Source organism: Streptomyces sp. SS8, from assembly GCF_054072955.1.
The window spans coordinates 398,167-424,245 of record NZ_JBSVCZ010000002.1; the positions used below are offsets into that span (position 1 = coordinate 398,167).

Below are 26,079 nucleotides of genomic sequence, written 5' to 3' on the forward strand. Positions count from 1 at the left end.
AGCCCGGTGTGCCCGGCCGCCGGGCTCATCCGGCGGCCGGGCGGTGGGTCACGCGCGGGCGGCGTACGCGACGAAGTCGGCCCAGGCGGCCACCTCGACGCACTCGCCGCCGCCCGAGTCACTGTGACTGGACTTCCGCCAGGCGAAGGCGACCTCGACGCAGTTGCCGCCGCCCGAGTCGCTGTGGCTGGACTTGAACCAGACCAGGCCGTCCCTCATAGCTCCTCCGCCACCTTCCTGACGAAGCGCGCCGACTCCTCGGCGCTGAGCGCCTGCATGCGGACCATTCCATGGCGCTGGGCGAGCACGCTGATCTTCTCCGGGTCGGAGTAGAGCGCACCTGTCTCCTGCCCCTCCGCATAGGCGTAGTACTCGTGTTCGGCCGTTTCCAACAGCACCATGGGCCCGCTGAGTCCGCCGAACACCCCGCGCTCGACGGGGAGCACCTGGACGGAGACATTGCGCAACTCGCCCATCTCCAGAAGATGGTGGAGCTGTTCCCGCATCACCTCGTCACCGCCGACGCGGGTGCGCAGGGCGGCCTCGTAGATCACGAAGCCGAATGCCACGGTCGGCCTGCGGGTGAGCTTCTCCCGCCGCTCCAGCCGGGCCGCGACCCGCTCCTGGACTGTCTCGTCGTCCAGCGGCGGATAGTGGTTGCCGATCAGCGCCCGTGCGTATGCCCCGGTCTGGAGCAGTCCGGGGATGAGCAATGGCTGGTGGGAATGCAGGGCGATGGCGCGGTCCTCGGCGTCCATGAACTCCCGCGTACGCGCCGGGAACTTCTCCGGCTTCAGGTACTCCTGGGCCGCCACCAGCAGGCCCCGCGCGTCGCACATCTCGTCGGCGACCTCCAGCAGCCGGACCGTCGGCTTGCGACGGCCCTGCTCCATGGACTTGATCGTCTCGTAGCCGTATCCCGCCTCGTCGCCCAGCGCCTCGCGGCTGATCCCCGCGCAGGTGCGCCAGCGCTTGATCTGGTTGCCGCAGTAACGCCAGGCCCGGCGGCTGCTGGGTGGTTCCCTCGGACATCGTCTCCCACCTTCCCCCTTGTGTGCCATGAGTACGGCACGCTCCGTACCCGGCCGGTCACTGGAGACGCTAGGCAGAGGTCGGCACCGTGTGAGGCCCGAGCAGCGAAGACCACCCGTACGAGGGCACGATGACCGCACACCGATCCGATGCACCCGAAACACCCGGGGCTCCGCTCTCCGCCGGGCACCTGCCGGAGCGGGCGGAATGGCGCCTGCCGAACCACCCGCGCAGCGCGGGACGCGCGCGGGCCCTGCTGCGGGACGGGCTGAGCGCCTGGAAGGTGCCGGACGCGACGGCGGAGACGGCCGTACTGCTGCTGAGCGAGCTGGTGGCCAACGCCTGCCGCCACGCCCGCACCCCGCCCGGCCGGGAGATCGCCCTGCGCTGCGTGCTCGGCGACCGGGGACTGCGGGTGGAGGTCTGCGACGCGGGCGACGGCATGCCGCGCCCGCGCGGTACATCGCCGGAGGACGAGTCGGGCCGGGGCCTGGCCCTGGTCGCAGTCCTCTCCGACGCCTGGGGCGCGTACCCGCGCCCCTGCGGGATCGGCAAGACCGTCTGGTTCGAGCTGCACTGCCGCTGGGAGGCGTGCGGCGTACAGGGGGTCGGGCGCACCGGCCGCCGGTGTCCCCGACCGGGCGGGGATCAGCGGGCGGGGATCTCGGCCGCGAGGTCGCGCAGGGTGCGGTAGGCGGTGCGGATGAAGGTGCCGCGCAGGGTGGGGGAGCTGTTGGTCACCGCCGCCAGGCCGACGCGGGCGGCCGGGCAGAAGCCGGTGAAGGACGTGAAGCCGCGGGTGCCGCCGGAGTGGAACAGCAGGTCGAAGTCGCCGCCGTCGCGGGCGGTGTGGGTGCGCGCCTTCCAGGCCAGGCACATCCGGTCGCCGCCGGGCATGGTCGCCCGGGGGCGGGTGACGTCGTGGAGGGCGGTGCGCAGGGCCTCGTCCGCCTCCGGGGGCGGGGAGAGCAGGACCTCCAGGTAGCGCTGGAGGTCGCGGGCGCTGGAGCGCAGCGCGCCCGCGCCCGGCAGGCCCGGGATGCGCCAGGGCGGGCGGGGGCGGCCGTGCCAGTGGCCGGTGGCCTGGGGCAGCTCGGGGTCGCAGGTGCTGTCGGCCAGGCCCAGCGGTGTGAGGATCCGGGTGGCGAGCGCCTCGCCGTACGGGGCGCCGGCCGCGTCCGACAGCAGTCGGCCCAGCAGCCCGACGCCGAAGTTGGAGTAGCGCACCCGCTGCCCGGGAGGGTGGCGCACCCGGGTCTGGGAGAGGGCGTGCAGCAGGTGGTCGGGGGTGAAGCCCTCGTAGGGGTTGGTGTAGAAGCGGGGCACGGCCCGTGCCAGCAGCCCCGGAGGCAGCACGGGCAGCCCGGCGGTGTGCGAGGCCAGGTGGGCGAGGGTGATCCGGTCGCCGTAGCCCTCGGGCACGGCGGCCGGGGGGAGGCGTCCGGCGATCGGGTCGTCGTGGCCCAGCTCGCCCCGCGCCACCGCCTCGGCCAGCAGCAGGGCGGTGAACGTCTTGGTCACGGAGCCGAGTTCGAAGCGGGTGGCGGCGGACGCGCCCCGGCACAGCGTCCTGGACTCGCCCGCCCGTACCGCCACGACCGCCACCGCGGGGCCGGGCGCGGCGGCGGCGACCGTCTCCAGGGGCAGGGAGAGCGCGGACTCGGGCCGGGAGGTGGGGACTTCGTTGTCAGTGGTGTCGGTGGCGGTGTCCGGCCCGGCGCCGGTGGCGGCTTCGGTGTCGGGAGAGGTGTCGGGGCCGGGTTCCCGTTCGGGGCCGGGGCGGGAGGCCGTGTCGGAGGACACCGGGCTCACCGCTGGGCGGCGCGGGAGAGCGCCAGGGTGCCGGCGACGGCCGCGACGACGGTGGGGTGGTGGTGGTCCCGGAAGCGCTGGGCGGCGTCCCCCTCGACCTCCTTGCCGTCACGCGGCATCAGCCCGTCCTCGTGCTGCACCGAGGCCAGCTCCTCCCACAGCACGGGGTCGGCGTACGGCTCGCGCAGGCAGCTTCCGACGATCAGCAGCTCGGTGACGAGGTCCCACTCCTGGACCTCCCGCCAGATGTCCAGCCACACCGGCAGCCAGAGCTGGAGGTACTCCTCCAGGTGCTGCGGCAGGTCGCCCGGGCGGGCGCCCCAGTCGGTGATGTGGAAGACGGTGTGCGTCACGCAGTAGGCCGTCATCCAGTCGATCACCCACGGCTCGGGGGTGTTGCCGAGCCAGGTGGCGTCGGTCAGCCGCTTCCAGTCGGTCTCGCGCGCCAGGCCCGTCAGACGGGCGGCGTTGGCGACGGCGAGGCGGCGGTTGGGCACCTGCTCGACGGCGTCCATCGTGACCAGGCCGCCGAGGTGGTCCAGCAGCGCCTCCAGACGCCGGTGGCGGTAGCCGGCGCGGACGAAGTGCGCGTACAGCTCCAGCGGGTCGACCATCATCATGTAGCGCAACTGCCGCTCGTAGAGCATGTCGCCGCCGCGCAGCTCCCACCAGGCGAAGTCGAGCAGCTCGCGGGCGGTGCGCTCCTCGCTCGCGGAGGCCAGCCCCTCGCGCAGCACCAGGGAGGCGGCCAGGGCCGTCTCGCCCAGCGGCTTGTAGATGCTGTCGGGGTCGGCCATGTCCGAGGTGGTGCCGGGCGGCAGGGTGCCCAGCTCGCAGTGGCGGCGCAGCCAGCCGAGGGCGCGGGTGGCCACCCGGTGCGCCGACCGCCCCACGGGGGCGGGGGCCTCGGCGGTGGTGCGGGGCGTGCTCATGGGGTCGGTCCTCCCGGCCTCTGCGGCTGCGTACGGTTGAGCAGGCCGCGGGCGACGGCGGTGTCCAGCGCGGTGCGCCCGCCTCCCCCGCAGTGCAGTTCGAGGTGCCGCACCAGGGCGGCCGTGTCCAGGTCCGGGCGTGCGCCGCGGTGCAGCGCGCAGGCGAGCCAGCGCGCCAGTCGGGCCGCGGTGGGGTAGTCGCGGCGCAGCATCGCGCGGGCGGCGCCCCGGCTCAGGTCGCGCGGCCGGTCCAGGGCGGCCTCGTGGACGGGGCCGTCGAGGTTCGGCAGGGCGAGCGGGGAGAGCTGCGCCATGCTCAGGGACAGCTCGCGCCAGGAGGAGCCGGCGCCGCCGGGGGGTGCCGGCTCGCGTACGCCCAGGGTGTCCTCGGGGTTGTCGGCCGGGGTGTCGCCGGGGGTGTCGGTGAGGGTTTCGCCGGGGGAGCCACCGCCGTACCGCGCGAGGAGCCGCACGGTCGTCCAGTCGCGCCACGCGGCCTCGGGCGTGGCGTCAGGAGCGGGCGGAAAGATTCGCAGGGACTCGGCCACCGCCCGGGCGTCGCCGGACCCGAAGGGCACCCCGGCCAGCAGCGCGGGGGCGAACACGTCCGGTCCCAGCACCCGTACGGCCGCCAGCGCGACCTTGGGGTCGGGGGCTTCGTCCACCTGGGAGGCCACCACCGCCGTATCCCCGGCGCCCCGCAGGGCACCGAGGACACGGTCGGCCAGACTCTCCACCGCTGCGGCGTAGTCCGTGCGCGATGGGGTGTCCGGATTCGGCATCAGTGACCTACCTCTCTTGTGCGGTATGTCATGTTATGCCGATTCCGTTTGTTTCTGTCGCATCATGCCGCTTCCTGTCGCATCCCGCTGTGGAGCGGTCGCGTCACTTCTCCCGCGGCTCCCTGGGGGAGAGCAGGAGTGCGAGCAGCAGCAGGCCGATCGCCTCCGGCGCCCACACGGGCGCGTCGCTGACCGGGGCCTCGCGCGTGGTCATCAGGTCGGCGACCATGTCCCGCTCCGCCGGAGCGGCGGGGGCAAGGGTGGTTCCCGTGGTGTGGGTGAGCATCTGGGTCCTCCTCGGTGGGATGCCAGGTGGATGTCACCGCCCGGTGTGGGCGGCTTCACATACGACGTTACGAACGCACCGCTGAATGCGCATATGCGATTTTGGTCCGCTTTGCGGGGCCCGTGTTCCGTGTGTGGGGCGGGAGGGGGCGGCTGACCACGGGAAACGGGCCGGAGCGTGCAGGCGGCCCTCGGGGGAGCGGGCCTGGAAAGGCGGCCGAGCATTCACCCGTACGGAGTAGGTGGGCGAGGTGCGGCCCGCGCCCGCCGTCCGGGCCGCGCGCGGGGCCGGCGGAGGAGCGGTCGGGCGCGCCTTCGGCGGCCGTCCGCTCCCGTGCCTGGGGTGGCGGCCGGAGTATTCCGGGAATCGTTGCCAAGTGTCCGATATCCGGGCGCTGGTGGGCGCGGGCCGCCGCGGATCCGCCCGGCGGCCGGCGGGCGGTCACGGAGGCGACCCGGTGGTTGCATCCGGGCTTTTCCGGACGTACACCCCCCGTTTCCCGCGCTGTGGGCCGCTCCGCCGCGGACCGGGGAGGGGACGCAAGGGTTTTCCCCGTATCGGGGCCCGCCGGGGCGTTCCTATGGTCGGCGGCACCGGAGTTCCGGGCGGAACCGACGTCATGCCCCACCCCGCCCGGAACCCCGGCGCAACCCCCGCACCAGGCACCCCCACTGCCCGGCCCGCCCGGGCAGCTTCGAAAGGACCCCCCTGTGAAGGCCCCAAGGCGAAGACTGATATCCGTGCTGGCGGCCACCGCCACCCTCATGACCGGAGCCGCCACCGCGTCCGTCGCGACCGCGGCCCCGCAGTCGGGGGAGACCGCTCCCAAGGCCGGCGAGCAGCGCACCGAACTCCCCGAGGCGCCCGCGGACGGCGTCATCGTCGCCTACCACAACCGCACCGGGACCAAGGCCGCGAACGCCTCCCCGAGCGCGGCCGAGTCCGACTCCGAGGCGAGGGCCGAGGCCAGGGCCAAGGGGAAGAAGACCGGGCAGAAGCTGAAGTTCGAGCGCCGCCTGGCCACGGGCGCGGCCCTGTACGAGGTGGAGGGCAAGACCTCGCAGGCCGGGATCAACGAGATCGTCAAGGCCTTCGAGAGCGACCCGGACGTCGCCTACGCCGAGCCCAACACCCGCATGTACGCGATGGCGGCCCCCAACGACCCGCAGTACAGCAGTCAGTGGGACCTCTTCGAGTCCACCGCCGGCATGCGCGTGCCCGGCGCCTGGGACAAGTCCACCGGCCGGGGCACCGTCGTCGCCGTCCTGGACACCGGCTACGTCGCCCACTCCGACCTCGCCGCCAGCATCGTCTCCGGCTACGACTTCGTCTCCAACGCCACCAACGCGCGGGACGGCAACGGCCGCGACGGCAACCCCGCCGACGAGGGCGACTGGTTCTACGCCGGCGAGTGCGGCGCCACCTACGACAGCCCCTCCTCCTGGCACGGCACCCACGTCGCGGGCACCATCGCCGCGGCGACGAACAACGGCAAGGGCATCGCGGGCATCGCGTACAACGCGAAGATCCAGCCCGTCCGCGTGCTCGCCAAGTGCGGCGGCACCACCGCCGACATCGCCGACGCCATCATCTGGGCCTCCGGCGGCACCGTCTCCGGCGTCCCGGCCAACCCCACCCCGGCCCACGTCATCAACATGAGCCTGGGCGGCGGCGGCACCTGCTCCAGCACTTACCAGAACGCGATCAACGGCGCGGTGGGCCGCGGCACCACGGTCGTCGTCGCGGCGGGCAACAGCAACACCAACGCCTCCGGCTTCGTCCCGGCGAACTGCGACAACGTCGTCACCGTCGCCGCCGGCGACCGCGAGGGCAACCGGGCCTCCTACTCCAACTACGGTTCGATCATCGACATCACCGCCCCCGGCGGCGAGACCGCGGTCCGGACCAACGGCATCCTCTCCACGGTGGACTCCGGCTCCACCCGGCCCGCCGGCGAGACCTACGCCTACTACCAGGGCACCAGCATGGCCGCCCCGCACATCGCCGGCCTGGCCGCGCTGATGAAGTCGGCCAACTCCTCGCTGAGCCCGGCCCAGATCGAGCAGCTGATCAAGTCCAGGGCCCGCACCCTGCCCGGCACCTGCAGCGGCGGCTGCGGCGCCGGCCTGGCCGACGCCGCAGCGACCGTCGCGGCCGCGGGCGGCGACAGCGGCGGCGGGGAGGACCCGGCCGGCGACACCTACACCAACAGCACCAACGTCGCCATCCCGGACAACAACACCACCGGTGTCACCTCCTCGATCGCGGTGAGCGGCCGCAGCGGCTACGCGCCGGCCGACCTGCGGGTGGACGTCGACATCAAGCACACCTACCGCGGTGACCTGGTCATCGAGCTGGTCGCCCCCGACGGCCGCTACGCCACCCTCAAGGAATCCGCCTACGACAGCGCCGACAACGTGATCGCCACGTACACCGTCGACGCCTCCTCGGTGCTCGCCAACGGCACCTGGAAGCTGCGGGTCAAGGACGTCTACGCCGGAGACACCGGCTACATCGACTCCTGGAGCCTGACCTTCTGAGCGAACCGCCCGCCACCGGACGGGACCGACCGGAACCGGCCCGAACGGGCCGCGACCGGCCGGCCCGGCCGGCCACCGGACCGGGGCCCGTCCACCTGACGGGGCGGGCCCCGCACGGTTCCCACCGACGGTCCCCGCCCCCACCGGGGATCTCCGGCCGCTGATCCGGACCGCCACCGAGACGGTCCGCACCGGCCGGGAAACCAGGGCCTGCCGGCGCTGCACCCGCCGGCAGGCCCTGACGGCTTCCGGGCGCCCGATCCACCGCACCCGCACGGAAGACCGCCGGAACCTCCGTCGAAAAACCGTCGAACGTCCACGCCGAAGACCATCGACCGGTAGCCCGTCCCCTCCGTATCCTCGCGGGGCACGGGCATGAACACGACCGGAGGCGGTTTATGGGTCTGGAACGGGAGACCCCCCGTCCGGCGCTGGTCGGGCGCGGCGATCTGCTGGACCACCTGGAGCGGACCCTGCGCGACCACGGCAGGGCCGCCCTCACCGGCCCGCCGGGCATCGGCAAGACGGCCCTGGTCGCCGCCGTGGTCAGGACGGAGGAACGCCGGGCACGGGGGGAGACCGTCCTGTGGCTGGCCCCGGAGGAGGAGGACCGGGACATCCCCGGCGCCGGCGCGGCCGGACTGCTGGACGACGTGCCCGAGGAGATCCTGCGGGAGCTGCCCCGGCCCCAGCGCGCGGCCGTCGCCGTGGCCCGCCGCGAGACGGAGGCGCCCCCCGCCGGACAGGACCGCGTCGCCCTGCGGCTGGCCGTGGCCCAGGTGCTGCGCCTGATCGCCGCCGAGGGGCCGGTGCTGCTGGTGGTGGACAACGCCCAGTGGCTGGACCCCGACAGCTCCGCCCTGCTCCGCTTCGCCCTGCACAAGGCACCGTCCGCGGTGCGGGCCCTGGCGGCCGAGAGGCAGCACACCAGCCCGCTGCACGCGGAGAACCTCTTCGGCCACACCGGCCCCCGCGTCGTCCCCGTCCCGCCGCTCGGCGCCGACCACATCGCCGCGCTGCTGGCCGACCACGAACTCCCCGCCCGCCTGGCCGGCCGCATCCACCGGGCCAGCGGCGGCAACCCCAGGCTCGCCCTGGCCATCGGCCGCTCCCTGGCGGGCGCCCGCGCCTTCGTCCACCACGCCGACGAACTGCCGCCGGGCGGCGAGGCCCGCGCCGCCGCCCGCCACATGCTGGCCGAGGTGCCCGCCGGGGCGCACCCCACCCTGCTGCTCGCCGCGCTGGCCACCGGACCGACCACGACCGTGCTGCGCAGGGCGGGCCGGGCCTCGGCCGAGGCGGACCTCGCGGCCGCCGAGAGGGCCGGGCTGGTCACCGTCGGCGAGGACGGCACGGTCGCCTTCACCGCCAAGGTGGTGCCCGCGACCCTGGCCGCCGAGGCGGACTGGACGCAGCGGGCCGCCTGCCACACCGCCCTGGCCGGCGCCGTCGGCGACCCCGTGCAGGCCGTACGCCACCGGGCCCTGGCCTCCGACCCCCGCGACGCCGGCGCGGAGATCGCCGGGGAACTCGACCGGGCCCTGGAAGCCTGCCGCCGCCGCGGGGACCGCGCCCTGGCGGCCGAACTCGGCCTGCTCGCAGCCGAACGCACCCCCGCCGGGCACCCGGAGGAGGAGGTGGCGCGGCTGCTGGGGGCCGCCGCCGACGCGGCCCGCGCCGCCCGGCCCGACCTGTCCAAACGGGCCGCCGACGCCATCCTCGCCCGCGACGTGCCGCCCGCCGCCCGGCTGAGCGCCCGGCTCGCCATCCTGGACACCGCCTTCCAGAGCCTGAGCGACCTGGACGAGACCTTCTCCCACGCCCTGGCCGACGCCGGTGACGACCCGTCGATGCGCGCGGCCGTGCTGGTCCGGTTGGTGTGGAAGCAGCAACTGGCCGACGGCGACAGCGTCGCGGCCCGCGCCACCGCCGAGGAGGCGTACCGCCTGGCCCTGGCAGCCGGGGACGGGGAGACCGCCGTACTGGCGGCCACCGCCCGCGCCCGCATCAGCCGCGCCCTGGGGGAGCCCGAGGCCGAGGCGCACACCGAGGAGGCCCTGACCGTGTGGCGGGAGGGGCTCCCGCCCGCGCTGCGCAACGGACCGCGGCTGCTCGCCTGCCGCCACGCCCTGTTCGACGACCGGCTCACCGAGGCGCGCGAGGGCCTGCTCGCCATGCTGCCCGAGCTCGAACGGCTGGGAACCACCGAGGATCTGGTGGTGGCGCTGCGCTCGCTGGCCGAGGTGGAGGCCCGCCAGGGGCACTGCGCCGCGGCCCTCGCCCACGCCCGCCGCGCGGTGTCCATCGCGCTGGAGGCCGGCTTCTCCCCGGGGCCGCTGTGGTACAGCGCGGCGATGGCCGAGACCGCCGGCGGCAGCTTCCGGCGCGCGGCCGACTACGCCCGCCGCAGCCTGCGCGCCTCCCAGGAGGAGGGCGATCAGGTCTTCGTGCACTGCTCCCTGTACGCGCTCGGGCGCGTACAGCTCGCCATGGGCGAGACCGCCCTGGCCCTGGAGACGCTCGGCGGCATCCGCGACCTGCCGATCGCCGCACTGGCCATCGACCCGTCCGTCCTGCGCTGGCACGAGGAGCTGGCCGAGGCGTACGTGGCCGGCGGGGAGCCGGAGAGGGCCGCCGACCTGCTGGCGGAGGTCACCCCGGTGGCGCGGCGGCTGGGACGCACCACCGTGCTGACGGCGCTGGACCGGGTCCGCGGCCAGTACCTGGCGGCCACCGGTGATCCGGACGCGGGGGCGGAGCTGCTGCGGGAGACCGCCGACCGCTTCACCGCGCACGGGCTGCCCATCGAGGCCGGACGCACCCTGCTGGCGCTGGCGCGCACCGAGCGCCGCCGCAGGCGCCGGGCGGCCGCGCAGGCCGTACTGCGCGAGGCGGCCGGGGTGTTCGACCGGGCCGGGGCCCGGCCATGGGCGCGGCTGGCCGGCGGCGCCCCGCCGCGCGGCGGGGCCGACCCGTTCCCCGGCGGGCCGGCCGGGTTCACCGAGGGGCTCGCCGAGGGGCTCACCGAGGCGGAGCGGCGGCTCGCCCTGCTCGTCGGGCAGGGGGCGAGCAACCAGGAGGCGGCGGCCAGGCTCTTCCTCAGCGTCAAGACCGTCGAGGCCCGGCTGACCCGCATCTACCGCAAGCTCGGCGTCCGCGGCCGGGCGCAGCTCGCCGTGGTGGTGCGCGACGAGTGACCGGCGCGGCCCGCGTGGCGCGGCCCGCGTGGCCCGGCCCGCGTGGCCCGTACGAGCCGTAGCGTGCGAGCCGGGCGGCCGTGCGAGCCGGTCTCCAGCGGTGCTGAAGCCGGGCGCGGCAGCGTGGTGGCGATCGCGCCGCCGGCCTTCGGCGGGGCAGGCCGTCATCGAAGGGAGTCGCCGTGTCTCAGGCGGTCCAGGCAACCAGGAGCAAGGTCACCGGGGACCTCTACGCGGAGGTGCAGACGTTCTACGCGCGGCAGATGCGCCGCGTGGACGCCCTGGACATCGAGGGTTTCGCGGACACCTTCACCGACGACGGCGTGGTGGTGCACGCCAACGGCGAGCGGGCGCAGGGCCGGGAGCGGATGGTCGCGGGCATGCGAGCGAACCTGCCGCGCTACCGGGACATCGCCGTCCGGCACTGGTTCGACCACCTGCTGATCGAGACCGACCCCGGGGACGAGGACACCCTGCGGGTGTCGTACTACACGCTCGTCACCCAGACCGACCGCGAGGGGAAGGTCTCCTTCCAGCCGACCTTCACCGCCGTGACGCCGTGCGGTGCACGCACCGCTTTCCCGTTCCGGGGCCTTCGGGCGGACCGTCAGTCGATGCCCCGCCAGATGTGCGGCTCGGACGCGTCGTCCTCCTCTCCGGCCAGCAGGGGAACGGGGATGTCCCAGAAGTCGTGGTCCAGGGGCTCACGCTCCGGCGCATCGGTGATCATCGTCATCTCCTCCCCACCGGATCCGGCACGCCGCCTCAGGCGTGGCAGTCCGGCAGTCCTCCGTGGTACGCGACCATCTCCCCGAAGGGGCCGGCCACGTCCATCCGTGCTCCCGGCGGCAGCCCCTCCAGCTCCGCGCGGGCGCGGTGCAGGTTCCCGACCAGGCGCTCGGGGTCGAGCAGCTCGGCGAAGCCGCCCAGGTCCGCGCGGTGCGCCGCCTCCAGCGGGGGGATCCCGTCGCGCACGGAGTCCTCCGCGATCCGCAGCAGCCACCGCAGATACGCCTCGGTGGCGTCCAGCAGCTCCGGCCCGCCCACCGGCCCGTGGCCGGGGACCACCACGCGCGGGGCGAGGGCCCGCATCCGCTCCAGCGCCCGCAGCGAACCGGTCACCGAGCCCATCAGCACGAACGGCGTCACCCCCGACCAGACCAGATCGCCGGTGAACAGCACGCCGCGCTCGGGCACCCACGCCACCGTGTCGTCGGCGGTGTGCGCGGGGCCCAGGTGCAGCAGTTCCACGCGCAGGCCCCCGGCGTGGAGGGTGAGCCCGTCGCGGAAGGTCAGCGTCGGCAGGGTCAGCGGGACCTCGCCCCACTCCACGTCCGGCCACAGCCCGCACAGCCCCAGCCCCGCCTCGGCGCTGTCGGTGCGGGTGCCCTCGTGCGCGACGACCACCGCCCTTGGTGTGAACTGGCTGTTGCCGAAGGTGTGGTCGCCGTGGAAGTGGGTGTTGACGACGATGCCCGGCCCGTCCGGGGCGACCCGCTCCACCTCCCGGCGCAGCAGCCGGGCGCGGGCCTCGGTGGCCGCGGTGTCGATCAGGACGGGCGGGCCCTCGCCGCCGGGCCGGCCCGTCACCAGGCCCGCGTTGTTCAGGCACCAGCCGCCCGGCGGCTGGACGAAGGCGTGGACACCGTCGGCGACCTCCTCCAGGAAGGGGGCGCCGGCGGTCGGGTACGCGGTGCTCCTGGTCGCTGCCGTGGGCGTGGCCATCGGTTCTCCGTCCGTTCGTCTCGGGCCGTGATTCGGGGTGTGTGCCGGGGGCCGGGCGCTCAGCCGAGCGAGGCGTACCGGCCCCGGTGGAACAGCAGGGGGCGGGCGCCGGGCTCGGAGCGCAGCGCCACCACCCGCCCGACGAGCAGCACGTGGTCGCCCGCCTCGTGCTCGGCGTGCAGCAGGCACTCGAAGGAGGCCGACGCCGAGGGGACGACCGCGTTGCCCGTGATCCCCTCGACCGCGCCGACGCGCCGCATGGCCTCCTCGCCCGCGGGCCGGTCCGGCCGGGCGAACTCCCCCGAGAGCAGACGGTGTTCCTCGGCCAGCACGTTCACGGCGAAACCGCCGCCGGCCGCCACCCGCGGCCGCATCCTGCCGTCCCGCTTCACCGAGACCAGCAGCAGCATCGGGTCGAGGGACACGGAGGTCAGGCTGTTGAGGGTCATCACGGAGAGGGAGGCCCCGCTGCCCTGGGTCAGCAGCGTGACGCCGGTGGGGAAGCACCCCATCGCCGTGCGGAAGGAGCTGATGTCGGGCTCGGGCCCGGCAAGCAGTGTGGTGCCCGTGTCGGTCATGATCCCGGCTCCGTCTCTGCGCGCCCGTCCCCGGTTCGCGCTGTCGTTGGCTGGTCGCCCGCCGGCCACCGGTCGGCCGGTCGCGGCGGGTGGGCGGGTCAGTAGTTGCCGAGGCCGCCGCAGACGTTGAGCGCCTGTGCGGTGATGGAGGCCGCGATGTCGGAGGCGAGATAGCCGACCAGGCCGGCGACCTCCTCCGGGGTGGAGTAGCGGCCCAGCGGGATCTTCGCCTGGAACTTCTCCAGGACCTCCTCCTCCGTCACGCCCCAGTGGCCCGCGTAGCCCTGGCGCACCCGCTGGGCCATGGGGGTCTCGACATAGCCGGGGCAGACGGCGTTCACGGTGATCCCGGTCTTCGCCAGCTCCTTGCCGACGGCCTTGGTGAGGCCGACGACCCCGTGCTTGGAGGCGGAGTACGGCGCGGCGAGCTCCACGCCCTGCTTGCCGCCGGTGGAGGCGATGTTGATGATCCGGCCCCAGCCCCCCTCGCGCATCCGGCCGGTGCTCAGCACCTCGCGGGTGACGCGGAAGGTGCCGTTGAGGTTGGTGTCGATCACGTCCAGCCAGAGGTCGTCGGACATCTCGGCGGTGACGCCGCCGCCGCCCCGGCCGGCGTTGTTGACCAGGATGTCGATCCGGCCGTACTCGGCCACCGCCGCGGTCACGGCCCGGCGCACCTGCTCGCTCGAGGAGACGTCGCAGACCGTGCCGGACACCTCCAGGCCCTCCGCGCGCAACCGCTTCACCAGTGCCTTCACGCTCTCCTCGGCACGCGCCACGCCGAACACCGCGACGCCCTGGCGGGCCAGCAGTTCGGTCACGGCGAGTCCGATGCCGCTGGTGGCACCGGTGACGAAGGCGACCCGTCGCTCCGCGTCTGTCATCGTGCTCTCCCGTATCCGTAGGGGGCTTGGGTGACGACGACCGTGACCGGCGTACCTTGCGGGCCTCTCGACTCCTCCTCGAAGCGGTGCGGGGCCCTCCTGTTCCAGCGGTGCTCGACACCCGGTCGAGCACCGCCGGTGAGGGTGGGCCCGTCCGTTGTGCGCGACCAGGCGCCGCCCCAGGCGCCGTCCCAGGAGCGAGGAGGAGCCCATGCCCGAGCAGACGATCCCGGACGTGCGGAAGTCGGTGACCGTGGCGGCCACGGCCGAGGAGAGCTTCAAGGTCTTCACCGGGCGCCCCGCTGACTGGTGGCCCCCGTCCCACGTCCTGCTGAAGAAGGAGCGCGCCGGCCTCGCCTTCGAGCCGCGCGTCGGCGGCCGCTACTACGAGTGGGACGTGGAGGGCAACGAGATCGCCTGGGGCCGCATCCTGGAGTGGGACCCGCCGCGCCGGCTGGTGATGACCTGGCGGATCGACGGCAACTGGCAGTCCATCTCCGACGACGAGCGCGCCAGCGAGATCGAGGTCGACTTCACGCCGGTCGACGCGGACACCACCAAGGTGGAGCTGGCCCACGTGAAGCTGCACAAGCACGGCGAGGGCGCCGAGCGGATCTTCCGGGCGCTGGACGGCCCGAGCCCGGGCGAGACCCTGGAGCGCTTCGGAAAGCTGTTCTGACCCCCGCCCCGTACGGGACGCCACATGCCGGAGGGCCCTGTCCGCACCGTCGCGGACAGGGCCCTCCGGCATGTCGTGCCCGGTCGTGGCCGGTGTGCCCGGCCGTGCCCCGGACGGGCGGGCGGTGGGCGGGCGGCGGGCTCAGCCCAGCCGCTCGGACCAGTAGCCCGCCGGGTCGGGGATGTCGTGCCGTACGGTGCGGGATCTGGTGTACAGCTCCCCGCCGCGCCGGACCAGGACGTCCTCGATGGTGGAGCTGGGCTCGAAGGACACCCGCCCCTCCTCGTCGGTGACGCTCACCAGGGCGCGGAAGACGACCCTGAGCGTGTCGTCGCCGACGGCTTCGATCACCATCTTGTCGAACCAGTGCCGGAAGACGGACGTGCCGTAGTGCGGTACGGCGGCGCGCATCTCGGAGACCAGGCTCTGCCGGCCCACCAGTTCCCAGCCGTCCTTGGCGTGCGCGTAGACGCCGTCCTCGGTGAAGGTCCCGGCGAACTCCTCGATCCTGCGGTCCTCCAGCAACGGCATCTGGTACGCGTAGAAGTCCTGGACCTCCGCGCGGAGATCGGCGGAGACCCGGGGCGGCCTGGCGGTACGCAGTTTCTGTGACACGGCGACTCCCTCTTGCCCTGCGCCGCGCATCCGGTCATGCGCGGGGGCCGCCAGGTTCCGGGGCACCGCTCGACCCCGTGTCGCGGGCGGCTAGTGCCGCGTCGGCCAGGGTCCACCCCGCTCGCCGCCTCCCCCGGCCTCCGGCCGGGGGCGCCCCCAGGCACGCACTCCCCCAGCCTCCGGCCGGGGGTGCCCCCATGCCGCGTTGGCCGAAAGCCCAGGTAGGACAAGTACATGCGGTTTTCGGCCGCCTTGCGATCGCGTCCCCTCGGCCCTGCGGGCCTGGGGAGGCCCCAGCACCTGGGGGTACCCCCGGTCGGAGGCCGGGGGAGCCTCGCTACCGGGCAAACCCTGACTGACGCGGCACCGGGCGGTTCCGGGACGCCCAGGTCCAGCGGCGGTGCAGCACGCTTCGAGCGCGCGGGACGACGCTGGGCGCCCAGCGGACGGATCCCCACCACAGGAGGTCACCAGGATGCCCGCCGACACGCAGACCGACACACAGCCGGACACCGAGGGAGCGACCGCGGAGAAGGTGCGCCTGCTGGCGTCCCAGCACGCGGCCGAAGCGGACCGCACCCGCAAGCTCGCGCCCGAGGTGGTCGAGGCGATCCGGGAGGCCGGTTTCGCCCGCCACTTCGTGGCGGCGCGGTGGAACGGCGCCGAGGGGACGTTCACGGAGCTGACCCGCGCGGTCACGACTGTCGGCGAAGGCTGCCCCGCCACGGCCTGGTGCGCCTCGCTGAGCGCCTACTCGGCCCGCTTCGCGGCGCACCTGCCGGAGGAGGGCCACCGCGCCATATGGGGGGAGAGCCCCGACATCGTCGTGGCCACCGCCCTCATGCCCGCCGGCCGGGCCGCGGCGGCGGAGGGGGGCTGGCTGCTGAGCGGGCAGTGGAACTACGTCAGCGGGATCGACTTCGCCGACTGGGCCCTGGTCTGCGCCGCGGTCCCCGGGGGCGACGGACCGCCGCGGCTGCGCTTCTTCGCGCTGCCGCGGGGGACGTACACCGTCCGCGAGACCTGGGACAGCGTCGGCATGCGGGCGACCGGCAGCCACACGCTCGCGGTGGACGGCCTGCTCGTGCCGGACCACCTCTCCTTCGACCGCACGGACATGCTCTCGGGGCGCAACGGGACCTCCCGCGTGGACTCGCACAACGTGCCCTTCCAGGCGGTGGGCGGGCTCACCTTCATAGCCCCCGTGGTCGGCGCCGCGGCCGGCGCGCTGAACGCCGCCGTCGACGTGCTGACCGGCAAGCGCCGTACGCACTCGACCGAGCTGCACCTGACGCGCGCCGGGGGCATGATCGACGCGGCCCGCTGCCTGGTCGCGCAGAACGCCGAGGTCATCGACGAGCGGCGGTTCACCCCCGAGCTCATGGCGCGCAACGAGCGCAACGCCACCTTCGCCGCCGAGCTGGCCGTGGAGGCCGTGGGTCTCCTGGTCGCCGCGGGCGGCTCCAGCGGCTTCGGCGAGGGCCTGGCCCTCCAGCGGTACTGGCGGGACGTCAACGCCGCCGCGAGCCACGTCGCCCTGAAGTACGACACGGCCGCGCGGAAGAACTACGCGGCCGCGCTCCTCGGTCCGGAGGCGTGAACATGACCACTGCCGAGGAGACCGTCGAGGAGACCTCGGTCTTCCCGTTCGCCGGGTCGACCTACCGCGGTCCCGCGCCCGGGTACGACCGGCTGCGGGCCCGGGAGCCGGTGGCCCGGGTGCCCGTCGAGGGCGGCGGGCACACCTGGGTGGTGACCGGCTACGAGGCGGCGCGCGAGGCGCTGACCGCGCCCGGGCTGAGCCGGGCGGCGATGTACGGGCCGGGCGCGCCGGAGTTCCCCGGGTTCCTCAAGGCCCCGCCGGAGATGATCGCCTCGATGGACCCGCCGGAGCACACCCGGCTGCGCAAGCTGGTGACCAAGGCCTTCACCGTCCGGCGCATCGAGGAGCTGCGCCCGCGCATCGGGGAACTGGTGGACGGACTGCTGGACGGCATGGCGGCCGCGGGCTCGCCGGCCGACCTGGTGGCGGGCCTGTGCTCGCCGCTGCCCCTGACGGTCATCTGCGAGCTGCTCGGGGTGCCCGTGCGGGACCGGGACGACTTCCACCTGTGGGCGCGGCAGTTCGCGTCCGTCTCCGGCCCGCCGGAGCAGGCGCGGCAGGGCGCGGCCAACCTGGCCATGTACATGGCCCAGATGATCGTGGCCAAGCGGGAGGAGCCGGCCGACGACCTGCTGTCGGCCCTGATCGCGGCCCGCGACGAGGACGACCGGCTCAGCGAGCAGGAACTGGTGGTCTTCGGCTACGCGCTGCTCGGCGCCGGCTTCGACACCACCGCCTGCCAGCTCGCCAACTCCGTCCTCGCCCTGATAGCCCACCACCCGGAGCAGTGGCGGAGGCTGCACGAGCACCCCGAGGAGGTCCCGGACACGGTGGAGGAGCTGCTGCGCGGGGTCAACCTCTTCGCCACCGACACCTCCGGTTTCCCGCGGCTGGCCGTGGAGGACGTGACCGTCGCCGGGGTCACCATCCCCAAGGGGGACCCGGTCTTCGTCATCCTGTCGTCCGCCAACCGCGACGCCGCCGTCTTCGCCGATCCCGGCCGGCTCGACTTCTCCCGTCGGGAGAGCCAGCGGCACATCGCCTTCGGCCACGGCGTCCACCGCTGCCTGGGGGCGCCGCTCGCCCGGCTGGAGCTGAACATCGCCATCGAGGCGCTCGTCCGCCGCTTCCCGGACCTGCGCCTGGCCGTGCCCGAGGAGGAGCTGCGCTGGGAACCCGGCAACGTCAACCACAGCCTCCTGTCCCTGCCGGTGGCGTGGGGCGGGGAGTGACCGTCGCGGAAGACGGAAGCGGCCGGGACCCGGAGGACGGGTCCCGGCCGCGAGCCGTTCACGCCGGCTGGTGGAGGCGCCGGTACTCCTTGAGGTCGAACTCCGGCCGGGCGACCTCCTCGGGGGCCGGCAGGGCGCCGCCCTCCGCCAGGAGCCGCCGCGTGATCATGTGGTCGGCGGGGCGGTTCACCGACTCGGCGCCCAGCAGCCGCCCCCCGCGGAAGCAGAAGACGGAGAAGCGCCCGCCCGACGGGTCCCCGGCCACCACCGTGCGGTCGTGGCCCTCGGTGACGCCGGCGATCTGCAGCCGGGCCTCGTACTGCTCCGACCAGAACCACGGCACGGCGGCGTAGGGGGCGGGCCGCCCGCAGATCACCGAGGCCACGCAGCGGGCCTGGTCGGAGGCGTTCTGCACCGACTCCAGCCGCAGGCGGCGCGTCCGGCCCGGAACGGGGAAGCGGGCGCAGTCGCCGATGGCGTGGACGGCCGGATCGCTGGTGCGCAGCAGCTCGTCGACGAGGATGCCGTCGCCGACGGCCAGACCCGCGTCGGCCGCCAGCTCGGTGCGGGGCAGCACACCGATGCCCACGACGACCAGATCGGCGGGGATGCGCTCGCCGCCGTCGAGTTCGACGACCCGCACGTGGCCCTCGCGGTCCCCGTGCAGCGCGGTCACCTCGCGCCCGGTCAGGACGCGGACGCCCCGGCGCCGGTGCTCCTCGGTCAGGTACCGGGCCATGGGGTCGCTCACGGCCCGCGTCATGACGCGCCGCAGCGCCTCGACGACCGTGACCTCGTGGCCCAGCGCCCGCGCGGTGGCGGCCAGTTCCAGCCCGACGAAGCCCCCGCCGACCACCACCACGTGGCGGGCGCCCTCCCGCAGACCGCGGCGCAGCTCCCGCGCGTCCGCCAGGGAGCGCAGCGCCAGGACGCCGTCCAGGCCCGTTCCGGGGACCGGGAGCCGCCGGGGGCGCGCGCCGACCGCCAGCACCAGCCGGCCGTAGGGGATCGGGCGCCCGGAGGCCAGGACGACGGCCCGCCGGTCGCGGTCGATCTCCACCACGCGGTCGCCCAGCACCAGGTCGATGCCCTGGTCGGCGTAGAAGGAGGCGGGCCGCAGCCCGACGTCCGCCTCCCCGGCCGAGCCGGCCAGGAAGCCCTTGGACAGCGGGGGACGCTGGTAGGGCACCGCGTCCTCGTCCCCCACGAGGTGGACGGGCCCGGTGAACCCGCCGCCGCGCAGGGCCGCGGCGAGGTCCGAGCCGGCCTGGCCCGCCCCGACGACGACGACCGACTGCCCGGCCATCAGACCTGGGTCTCCGGCAGGTGCACGACCAGGCCGTCGATCTCGTCGGAGACCGGGAGCTGGCAGCTCAGCCTGCTGGTCTCGCGGCGCGGGCTGGCCGTGCCGTACAGGACGTCGTCCTCGGACTCGTGCATCTCGGGCAGCGGCAGGGTGTTGGCCTCGTCGACGTAGACGTGGCAGGTGCCGCACTGCGCGGAGCCGCCGCACTGGGCCTCGATGCCCTCGACGTTGCCGATCTTCGCGGCGCGCATGACCGTGTTGGGGGCGGAGACGTCCACGACCGTCTCGGTGCCGTCGGGATGCCTGTACGTGATCTTGGCCATGGAGCCTCCTCGTGGCGCGCGGTCCGGGTGTACGCACGGACTGTCGCAACGGGCGCTGGGGGGCCGCTGGAGACGCCCTGGACAGCACCCCGCACGGCTCAACCGGGGCGCGACCGGCCGTCGACGCCCACGGGCCAGCGTCGCCGTATGAGCGCATCGACGACGCGTCACCCAGCCGTCTCCGCCAAGGCCCCGCCGCGCCTCGGCCTCATCCTGGCCGCCTGCTGCCTCGGGCAGTTCATGAACGTGCTCGACGCGTCGGTGGTGAACGTGGCCCTCCCGGTCATCAGCGACGAACTCCGCTTCGAGCGCAGCGGGTTCCAGCTCCAGTGGGTGAACAACGCCTACACCATCGCCGTGTGCGGCTTCCTGCTGCTGGGCGGCCGGCTGGCCGACCTCTTCGGGCAGCGCCGGGTCTTCCTGGCCGGAGCCGGGCTGTTCACCCTCGCCAGCTGTGTGGGCGGGCTGGCGGACGGGCCCGCGACGCTGGTGCTCGCCCGCGGCTTCCAGGGGCTGGGCGCCGCCGTCATGGCTCCCGCGACGCTGACCGTGCTCGGCGCCAACTTCACCGAACCCGCCGCCCGCGCCAAGGCGTTCGGCATGTGGAGCGCGGTGTCGGGGGCCGGAGGGGCCGTCGGCGTCCTGGTCGGGGGCATGATCACCGAGTGGTTCTCCTGGCGCTGGATCCTGCTCGTCAACGTCCCCCTGGGGCTGGCGCTGCTCGCCGTCGTCCGCTGGGTGGTGCCCGAGACCCGCCGGCCGGACAGGGGCCGCGGGCTCGACGTCCCCGGCGCCGTGACGGTGACGCTCGGGCTGATGGCGGTGGTGTACGCCATCGCCGAGTCGCACACCCACGGCTGGCGGTCCCCGCAGGTCCTCACCGCCCTGACCGCCGGAGTGGCGCTGGTCGCGCTCTTCCTGCTGATCCAGGCGAAGCTCGCCGCGCACCCCCTGGTCCCGCTGGGCATCTTCCGCAACCGCCCGGTCGCCACGGCCAACGCCGTGGCCTTCTGCAGCATCGCCGCGCTCTTCAGCACCTTCTACTTCTTCACGCTCGTCCTCCAGCACGTGCTCGGCTACTCCCCGCTGCGGACCGGACTGGCGTACCTGCCGCTGTCGCTCGGCATCGCGGTGGGCGGCTGGGGCGTCTCCTCCGTGGTGCCCAGGACCGGGCCCCGGCCGATCCTGCTGTGCGGCCTGTCGCTCTCCGTCGCCGGGCTGCTGTGGCTCTCCCGCGCGGACGAGACGGCCGTCTACGTCTTCGACCTGCTCGGCCCCGCCCTGCTGCTCGGCTTCGGGATGGGCGCTGTGCTCAACGCGACGACGAGTGCCGCCACCGCCGGACTGCCGCCCCACCAGGCGGGCCTGGCGTCCGGGCTGCTCAACACCACCCGGCAGCTCGGCAGCGCGCTCGGTCTGGTGATCCTGGCCACGGCGGCCTCGGCCCGCACCGCCTCCGCGGGGGCCGAGGCGGGTTCCGCCGCGGCCCGCCACGCCCTCGCCTCCGGCTACGGGCTGGCCCTGGCAGGCGCCGCCCTCTTCGCCTTCGCGGGCCTCCTCGTCGCGCTCGCGGTCCCGGCCCGGGGGCCGGTCCGGGAGTCTTCCAGGTCGTCTCGAGGCGGGGACGGCAGCCTGGCCTCCTGACGAGAGTGGAGGTTTCCGTGGGAACGAAGCGGCCCCGACAGACACCGACCGAGACACCGACCGCGGCACTGCGGGAGTTCCGCGCCCAGGAACCGCTGTGGTCGGCCGAGCCCGCCGGAGGGCGCCCCGCCCGGCACGGGGCGGACGGAGCCCCGCCACTGGAGTACGCGACCGTCGAGGTGCCCCGCGACTACGCCGACCCCGGGGGCGAGCGCCTGACGATCGCGCTGAGCAGGCTGAGGGCCGCGGACCCCGCGCGGCGGCGCGGCATCCTGCTCTTCGCCAACGGGGGTCCGGGAGGGGACTGGGGCCTCGGGCGGGACCTGCCCGCCCGGTTCGCCGGCACCCCCGTGCACGAGGTCTACGACCTGATCGGCTTCGACCCGCGCGGCACCGGCGCGTCCACCCCGCTGTACGCCGAGGTGGTCCTGCCCAGGGCCCCGTTCGACTCGCGTCCACCGGACTCCGCCTTCGAGGCGCTCGCCGAGGACATGCGGCTGCGGGAGCTGGCCTGCGAACGCGCCGGCGGGGACCTGCGCCCCCACATCAGCACCCGGAACACGGCCAGGGACATGGACGTGATCCGCGCCGTCCTCGGCGAGGAGAGGCTCTCCTTCGTGGGCTACGCGTACGGGGCCTACGTCGGCGCCGTCTACGGCAGCATGTTCCCGGAGCGTCTGGACCGCAGCGTGCTGGACTCCTGCGTCAATCCGGAGTGGACGTGGCGCGAGCAGTTCCTCTGGCAGGGCGACGCGGTCCGGCGGAACGTCGAGCGGTGGGCCTCCTGGACCGGCGAGCGCAACGGCCACTTCGGGCTCGGCACCGCCCCGGAGCAGGTGCTGGAGACCGTGGAGGAGGTCGTCGGCCTCCTGCGGGAACTGCCCGACGGGATCCGGCTGCGGACGCTGTTCGACGGCGCCGTGGGCACCCGCGCCAGCGACCGCGGCCAGTGGGCCGAACTGGGCCGGCTGGTCGGCGACCTGCGGACCGCGGCCGGCTCGGGGGACGCGGAGAAGGCCGGACTCCTGCTGTCGGAGCAGGGCACCTGGAGGCCCACCGACAACGAGGGGGACCTGCGCACCGGGGTGCTGGAGGCCGTCACCCTGGAGCACGAGTGGCCCTCCGACCTCGGTGTCTACCGCGACGACATGCGGGACTTCCGCGGGCGGTTCCCCTACGGATACGGCGTGCTGCGCGCCCAGCCGTGGGTGGGGGCCTTCCGCACCTTCCGGGCCCCGGAGGAGCCGACGAGGATCACGCGCGACGGCTACCCGGTGGGCCTGGTCGTCCAGGCCGACGGCGACCCCATGGACCACTACGCCGGAGGCGTCGCCATGGCCGGGCTGCTCGGCCACCACCTGGTCACGGTGGAGGACTCCGGCGAGCACGAGGTGTACGTGCTCGGCGCGAACCCCGCGGTGGACGCGGTCGTCCACCGCTACCTGGCCGACGGCGAGCTGCCGCCGGCCCGCACCTCCTGCCCGGGACGGACCCCGCGGCCCGGCGTCCCCGCGGACGCCGGATAGCCCGCCCCGCGCCCGGCCGCGTTCCGCCCGGCCCGCGTCCGCGCTCCCGCGGACGCGGGCCCTGCCGGTTCCGGGCCCTGCCGGTTCCGGGCCCGGCCGGCCGGGCCCGGAACCGCCCGCCCGGTCCGCCCCGCCGCCCTGCCCGCCCGGGCCGCACCGCGCGGGAGCCGCCCGCCGCCGGAACAGCGGGACAGCGGGATTCCGGAACGCCGGAACGCCGGGAAGGGGCGCCCCGGAAGCCTTCGGGGCGCCCCTTCCCGGCGCTTTCGCCGTGCGGTCCTCAGGTGAGGTCCATGCCGCCGTCGAGCGTGATGATCTGCCCGGTCACCAGGTCGCTCGCCGGGTCGGCGAGCCGGGTGATCCAGGGGGTGACGTCGTCGACCTCGCCGACCCGGCCGAGCGGGATGTCCCCCTTGGCGTGCTCGAAGAGGCCCTCCACCTGCTCCGGCGAGAGGCCGTTGGCCGCGTAGGCCTCGGTGCGGACGAAACCGGGCGCCACGGCGTTGACGCGGACGCCCCGGGGGGCCAGCTCGGCCGCCCAGCTGCGGGTCAGGCTGTGCACGGCGGCCTTGCTCGCCGCGTACACCGAACCGCCGGGAGTGGGGTTGTGGCCCGCCCGGCTGGAGACCAGCACGATGCTGCCCCCGGGAGAGCGCAGCAGGGGCAGCAGCCGCCCGGTCAGCAGCACGGGACCGACCAGGTTGATGTCCGTCACCTCGCGGACGGTGTCCGCGGCGAGGTGGTCCAGGGGGGTGAAGCGGAAGACGCCCGCGTTGTGCACCAGGACGTCCAGGGCGCCGCCGCGGGACTCCACGGCCCCGGCGACCGCGTCCGCACCCGCCGCGTCGGCGACGTCGGCGGTCACCGGGACGACGGCCGGGTGGAGCGCGGCGACCTCGGCGAGGCGGTCCGCCCGCCGGCCCGTGATCACCACGGTGGAGGCGCCGAGCTCGGCGAAGGCCAGCGCGGTGGCCCGGCCGATGCCCGTTCCGCCGCCGGTGACGACCACGGTCTGGTCGGCGAAAGGCTTGTCCGACATGGGTTTCCTCTCTTCTGGTCCGCTCGGGTCCGTTCGGAGCGGGACGGGTCAGGTGAGCTTCGCGACGACCGTGCCGCTGAACTTCCGGTCCAGCAGAGCCCCGAAGTTCGCGGGCAGCCCGGCCACCCCGCCCTCGACGGCGGTGTGCGGGAAGACGATGCGCTTCTCGCGCAGCAGCGCGCTGAACTGCCGGTTCCAGTCGGCGATCTGGTCGGGGGTGTGCAGGGTGGCGAACGGGCGCAGCACCAGCTCCTTGGGGAACGCCGCCATCAGGTCCAGGCGGGGGCTGCCGCCGTCGCCCGTGCCCAGCTGCCCGGAGAGCGCGCCGCACAGGGCGAAGCGGGCGTGCGGGGCCGCGGCCTGGACCGCGGCCTCGAACTGCTCGCCGCCGACGTTGTCGAAGAAGACGTCGATGCCGTCGGGAGCCAGTTCCCGCAGCCGGTCGAGGACCGGCCCGTCGTGGTAGTCGAAGGCGGCGTCGAAGCCGAGCTCCTCCACCAGGTAGTCGATCTTCTCCTTGGAGCCCGTGCTGCCGATCACCAGCCTGGCGCCGCGGCACTTGGCGAGCTGGCCGGCGAGCGAGCCGACACCGCTGGTCGCCCCGGAGACGAAGACGACGTCGCCCTCGGAGACCTGCGCCATGTCCACCACGCCCCGCCACGCGGTGGGGCCCTGGGAGAGGAAGTACTCGGGGGAGGGCAGCAGAGCGCGGTCCCGCGGGAAGAACTCCTGGGCGTAACCGGTGGCGTAGTCGCGCCAGCCGTGGAAGTGCTCCACCAGGGCGCCGACGGCCAGGTCGGGGCTGCCGGAGGCGACGACCGTGCCGACGGTGCGGCCCCACATGGGCTGCCCGAGCTGGAAGACCGGGATCGGCAGGTCGGTCTCGGGCACCATCTGGTCGCGGTAGACGGCCCCCAGCGACATCCACTCGTTGCGCACCACCACCTGACCCTCGCCGGGAGCGGCCAGTTCGCTCTCCACCAGGGTGAAGTGGTCCGCGGTCACGTTGTTGTCGGGATAGGAGACGAGCCGTACCTCCCGGCTCGTCGCGGGGATGACCTCACTGCTCATGGTTGCTCCTCGGGATTTCGTTTCACCAGTTGACGGGAAGGGAGAGCAGACCGGTGTTCACGTCACCGGTCCGCCAGCGCAGTTCGGTCTCGGACACGGCCGGCCGCAGACCGGGGAAACGGGCGGCCAGCGCCTCGATCGCGACGGAGAGCTCCAGCCGCGCGAGGGGGGCTCCCAGGCAGCGGTGGGCTCCGTGCCCGAAGGCCAGGTGGGGGTTCTCGGCACGCTCGAAGTCGATGCGGTCGGGGGAGGGGAACACGGCCTCGTCGCGGTTGGCCGAGGCGAAGGCCAGGAACACGGCGTCCCCGGCGGGCACGGTGACGTCCCCGACCGCCACGTCCTCGGTGGCGATGCGGGGCAGGCCCGAGGTGTCCGTGGCGAAGAGGTTGACCGTCCGCAGCAGCTCCTCCAGCGCCGTGGGGATGCGCTCGGGGTGCCTGCCCAGGTGCCGCCAGGTCTCGGGGTGGTGGGCGGTCAGGGTGAGCACCGTGAGGGCGAGCTGGCCGGCGGTCGAGTCGAAGCCGGCGCCGAGCAGGGTGTAGCCGAAGACCACCAGCTCCTCCTCGCTGAGCCGGTCGTCCCCGATCCGCGCGGCGGCCAGGGCGGAGAGCACGTCGTCACAGGGCTGCTCCCGCTTCCGGGCGACGAGGCCGGCCATGTAGGAGCCCAGCCGCTCCCGGCCCTCCAGGGCCTCCTCCTCGGGACCGTCCACCGCCGCGAACTGCCGCACCCAGGTGTGGAAGCGCTCGCGGTCCTCCAGCGGCACGCCCAGCAGCTCGCAGATGACCGTCAGCGCCAGCGGGGTGGCGAACCGCGCCACCAGATCGGCCGGCCGCCCCTCGGCCGCCAGCCCGTCCAGCAGCCCGTCGACCAGCTCGCGGACCCTGGGGCGCATGCCCTCGATCCGCTCGGGGGAGAACGCCAGCTCCGCCAGGGCCCGCAGCCGGGTGTGCTCCGGGGGGTCCAGGGAGACGATCATCCCCGGAGGAGCCTGGAACAGGCCGTCGAACCGCGGAGCCCCCGGCGCGTACACCGCCGCCCGGCTGAACCGCTCGTCCTCCAGAACCGCCCGTACGTCCGCGTGCCGGGTCACCAGCCAGGCGTGTCCGCCGCCCGCCGTGTCCACCCTGGCCACGGGGCACTCGGCGCGCAGGCGCGCGAAGCGCGGATCCGGGCCCCGGTAGGTCGAGCCGGGGAAGGGGAAGGTCGTCGGCTCCTCCGGAGCGGGCACGGGGCTACCTCCGTGTCGTGGCGTGCTGACCGTCCACGGGCC

General features: G+C 74.5%; 24 protein-coding genes and 1 pseudogene. 9 read left to right on the plus strand and 16 right to left on the minus strand.

Annotated features, from left to right (window positions below; genetic code table 11):
* Nucleotides 1–48: 48 nt before the first annotated feature.
* Nucleotides 49–219, minus strand: coding sequence for a DUF397 domain-containing protein (locus ACW69E_RS03660; protein WP_457496690.1), 171 nt, complete (start codon nt 217–219; stop codon nt 49–51).
* Entirely contained in the window at nt 216–1,061 is an 846-nt protein-coding gene (locus tag ACW69E_RS03665; RefSeq protein WP_457496691.1) for a helix-turn-helix domain-containing protein, read from the minus strand. Before ACW69E_RS03665 ends, ACW69E_RS03660 begins: the two co-directional genes overlap by 4 nt.
* A 101-nt stretch (nt 1,062–1,162) precedes the next feature.
* Between ACW69E_RS03665 and ACW69E_RS03670 the strand changes: the two genes are divergently transcribed.
* Nucleotides 1,163–1,726 (plus strand): ATP-binding protein, encoded by a 564-nt coding sequence (locus ACW69E_RS03670; RefSeq protein ID WP_457496692.1) that lies wholly within the window; start codon nt 1,163–1,165, stop codon nt 1,724–1,726.
* On the opposite strand, the gene ACW69E_RS03675 is transcribed toward ACW69E_RS03670, so the two are convergent.
* The 4 genes from ACW69E_RS03675 to ACW69E_RS03690 all read right to left on the minus strand — a co-directional run bounded on the left by ACW69E_RS03675 (nt 1,681) and on the right by ACW69E_RS03690 (nt 4,844).
* Nucleotides 1,681–2,835: a serine hydrolase domain-containing protein gene (locus ACW69E_RS03675; RefSeq protein WP_457496693.1), complete on the minus strand. Its 1,155-nt coding sequence runs from the start codon at nt 2,833–2,835 to the stop codon at nt 1,681–1,683. The two genes, ACW69E_RS03670 and ACW69E_RS03675, sit on opposite strands and share 46 nt — an antisense overlap.
* A gap of 5 nt (nt 2,836–2,840) precedes the next feature.
* Nucleotides 2,841–3,776 (minus strand): DUF6895 family protein, encoded by a 936-nt coding sequence (locus tag ACW69E_RS03680; RefSeq protein WP_457496694.1) that lies wholly within the window; start codon nt 3,774–3,776, stop codon nt 2,841–2,843.
* Entirely contained in the window at nt 3,773–4,558 is a 786-nt protein-coding gene (locus ACW69E_RS03685) for a hypothetical protein (protein ID WP_457496695.1), read from the minus strand. The genes ACW69E_RS03680 and ACW69E_RS03685 overlap by 4 nt, the downstream gene beginning before the upstream one ends.
* A gap of 103 nt (nt 4,559–4,661) precedes the next feature.
* A complete protein-coding gene (locus ACW69E_RS03690) occupies nt 4,662–4,844 on the minus strand; it encodes a hypothetical protein (protein WP_093657563.1) in 183 nt (60 codons plus the stop codon).
* 764 nt (nt 4,845–5,608) lie between these two features.
* On the opposite strand from ACW69E_RS03690, the gene ACW69E_RS03695 reads away from it, so the two are divergent.
* The 3 genes and pseudogenes from ACW69E_RS03695 to ACW69E_RS03705 all read left to right on the plus strand — a co-directional run.
* Complete coding sequence (locus tag ACW69E_RS03695; RefSeq protein ID WP_457496745.1) at nt 5,609–7,384, plus strand: S8 family peptidase; 1,776 nt, start codon at nt 5,609–5,611, stop codon at nt 7,382–7,384.
* 398 nt (nt 7,385–7,782) lie between these two features.
* A complete protein-coding gene (locus ACW69E_RS03700; protein WP_457496696.1) occupies nt 7,783–10,581 on the plus strand; it encodes an AAA family ATPase in 2,799 nt (932 codons plus the stop codon).
* Nucleotides 10,582–10,820: 239 nt separating this feature from the next.
* A pseudogene (locus ACW69E_RS03705) lies at nt 10,821–11,096 on the plus strand (nuclear transport factor 2 family protein); the annotation flags it as partial.
* 92 nt (nt 11,097–11,188) lie between these two features.
* On the opposite strand, the gene ACW69E_RS03710 reads toward ACW69E_RS03705, so the two are convergent.
* The 4 genes from ACW69E_RS03710 to ACW69E_RS03725 all read right to left on the minus strand — a co-directional run bounded on the left by ACW69E_RS03710 (nt 11,189) and on the right by ACW69E_RS03725 (nt 13,768).
* Entirely contained in the window at nt 11,189–11,311 is a 123-nt protein-coding gene (locus ACW69E_RS03710) for a hypothetical protein (protein WP_457496697.1), read from the minus strand.
* 35 nt (nt 11,312–11,346) lie between these two features.
* On the minus strand, nt 11,347–12,306 hold the full coding sequence (locus ACW69E_RS03715) for an MBL fold metallo-hydrolase (RefSeq protein ID WP_457496698.1): 960 nt from the start codon (nt 12,304–12,306) through the stop codon (nt 11,347–11,349).
* Nucleotides 12,307–12,365: 59 nt separating this feature from the next.
* Nucleotides 12,366–12,884, minus strand: coding sequence for a flavin reductase family protein (locus tag ACW69E_RS03720; protein WP_457496699.1), 519 nt, complete (start codon nt 12,882–12,884; stop codon nt 12,366–12,368).
* Nucleotides 12,885–12,982: 98 nt separating this feature from the next.
* Complete coding sequence (locus ACW69E_RS03725; protein WP_457496700.1) at nt 12,983–13,768, minus strand: SDR family NAD(P)-dependent oxidoreductase; 786 nt, start codon at nt 13,766–13,768, stop codon at nt 12,983–12,985.
* A 211-nt stretch (nt 13,769–13,979) separates the two neighbouring features.
* On the opposite strand from ACW69E_RS03725, the gene ACW69E_RS03730 reads away from it, so the two are divergent.
* Nucleotides 13,980–14,447, plus strand: a complete 468-nt coding sequence (locus ACW69E_RS03730; protein ID WP_457496701.1) for an SRPBCC family protein — start codon at nt 13,980–13,982, stop codon at nt 14,445–14,447.
* Nucleotides 14,448–14,588: 141 nt separating this feature from the next.
* On the opposite strand, the gene ACW69E_RS03735 is transcribed toward ACW69E_RS03730, so the two are convergent.
* A complete protein-coding gene (locus ACW69E_RS03735) occupies nt 14,589–15,062 on the minus strand; it encodes a nuclear transport factor 2 family protein (protein ID WP_457496702.1) in 474 nt (157 codons plus the stop codon).
* A 475-nt stretch (nt 15,063–15,537) separates the two neighbouring features.
* Here ACW69E_RS03735 and ACW69E_RS03740 point away from each other — a divergent pair, with 475 nt between their 5' ends.
* On the plus strand, nt 15,538–16,662 hold the full coding sequence (locus tag ACW69E_RS03740; RefSeq protein ID WP_457496703.1) for a hydrolase: 1,125 nt from the start codon (nt 15,538–15,540) through the stop codon (nt 16,660–16,662).
* Between the two features lie 2 nt (nt 16,663–16,664).
* The gene (locus tag ACW69E_RS03745; RefSeq protein ID WP_457496704.1) at nt 16,665–17,897 is read left to right on the plus strand and encodes a cytochrome P450; all 1,233 of its coding nucleotides are present in this window, start codon (nt 16,665–16,667) and stop codon (nt 17,895–17,897) included.
* 58 nt (nt 17,898–17,955) lie between these two features.
* Here ACW69E_RS03745 and ACW69E_RS03750 read toward each other — a convergent pair whose 3' ends face one another.
* Complete coding sequence (locus tag ACW69E_RS03750) at nt 17,956–19,203, minus strand: NAD(P)/FAD-dependent oxidoreductase (RefSeq protein WP_457496705.1); 1,248 nt, start codon at nt 19,201–19,203, stop codon at nt 17,956–17,958.
* Complete coding sequence (locus ACW69E_RS03755) at nt 19,203–19,526, minus strand: 2Fe-2S iron-sulfur cluster-binding protein (RefSeq protein ID WP_457496706.1); 324 nt, start codon at nt 19,524–19,526, stop codon at nt 19,203–19,205. The genes ACW69E_RS03750 and ACW69E_RS03755 overlap by 1 nt, the downstream gene beginning before the upstream one ends.
* A gap of 147 nt (nt 19,527–19,673) precedes the next feature.
* Between ACW69E_RS03755 and ACW69E_RS03760 the strand changes: the two genes are divergently transcribed.
* Both ACW69E_RS03760 and ACW69E_RS03765 read left to right on the plus strand, forming a co-directional pair.
* On the plus strand, nt 19,674–21,170 hold the full coding sequence (locus tag ACW69E_RS03760; protein WP_457496707.1) for an MFS transporter: 1,497 nt from the start codon (nt 19,674–19,676) through the stop codon (nt 21,168–21,170).
* Nucleotides 21,171–21,187: 17 nt separating this feature from the next.
* Complete coding sequence (locus ACW69E_RS03765; protein ID WP_457496708.1) at nt 21,188–22,696, plus strand: alpha/beta fold hydrolase; 1,509 nt, start codon at nt 21,188–21,190, stop codon at nt 22,694–22,696.
* A 280-nt stretch (nt 22,697–22,976) separates the two neighbouring features.
* Here the strand turns inward: ACW69E_RS03765 and ACW69E_RS03770 are convergent, their stop codons facing one another.
* From ACW69E_RS03770 to ACW69E_RS03780, 3 genes are read right to left on the minus strand one after another with little or no spacing between them, the layout of a single operon-like run.
* On the minus strand, nt 22,977–23,735 hold the full coding sequence (locus ACW69E_RS03770; RefSeq protein WP_457496709.1) for an SDR family NAD(P)-dependent oxidoreductase: 759 nt from the start codon (nt 23,733–23,735) through the stop codon (nt 22,977–22,979).
* 48 nt (nt 23,736–23,783) lie between these two features.
* The gene (locus tag ACW69E_RS03775; protein WP_457496710.1) at nt 23,784–24,806 is read right to left on the minus strand and encodes an MDR family NADP-dependent oxidoreductase; all 1,023 of its coding nucleotides are present in this window, start codon (nt 24,804–24,806) and stop codon (nt 23,784–23,786) included.
* 22 nt (nt 24,807–24,828) lie between these two features.
* Nucleotides 24,829–26,037 carry a cytochrome P450 gene (locus tag ACW69E_RS03780; protein WP_457496711.1) on the minus strand — a complete coding sequence of 403 codons (1,209 nt, stop codon included), beginning with the start codon at nt 26,035–26,037 and terminating at the stop codon, nt 24,829–24,831.
* Nucleotides 26,038–26,079: the final 42 nt, after the last annotated feature.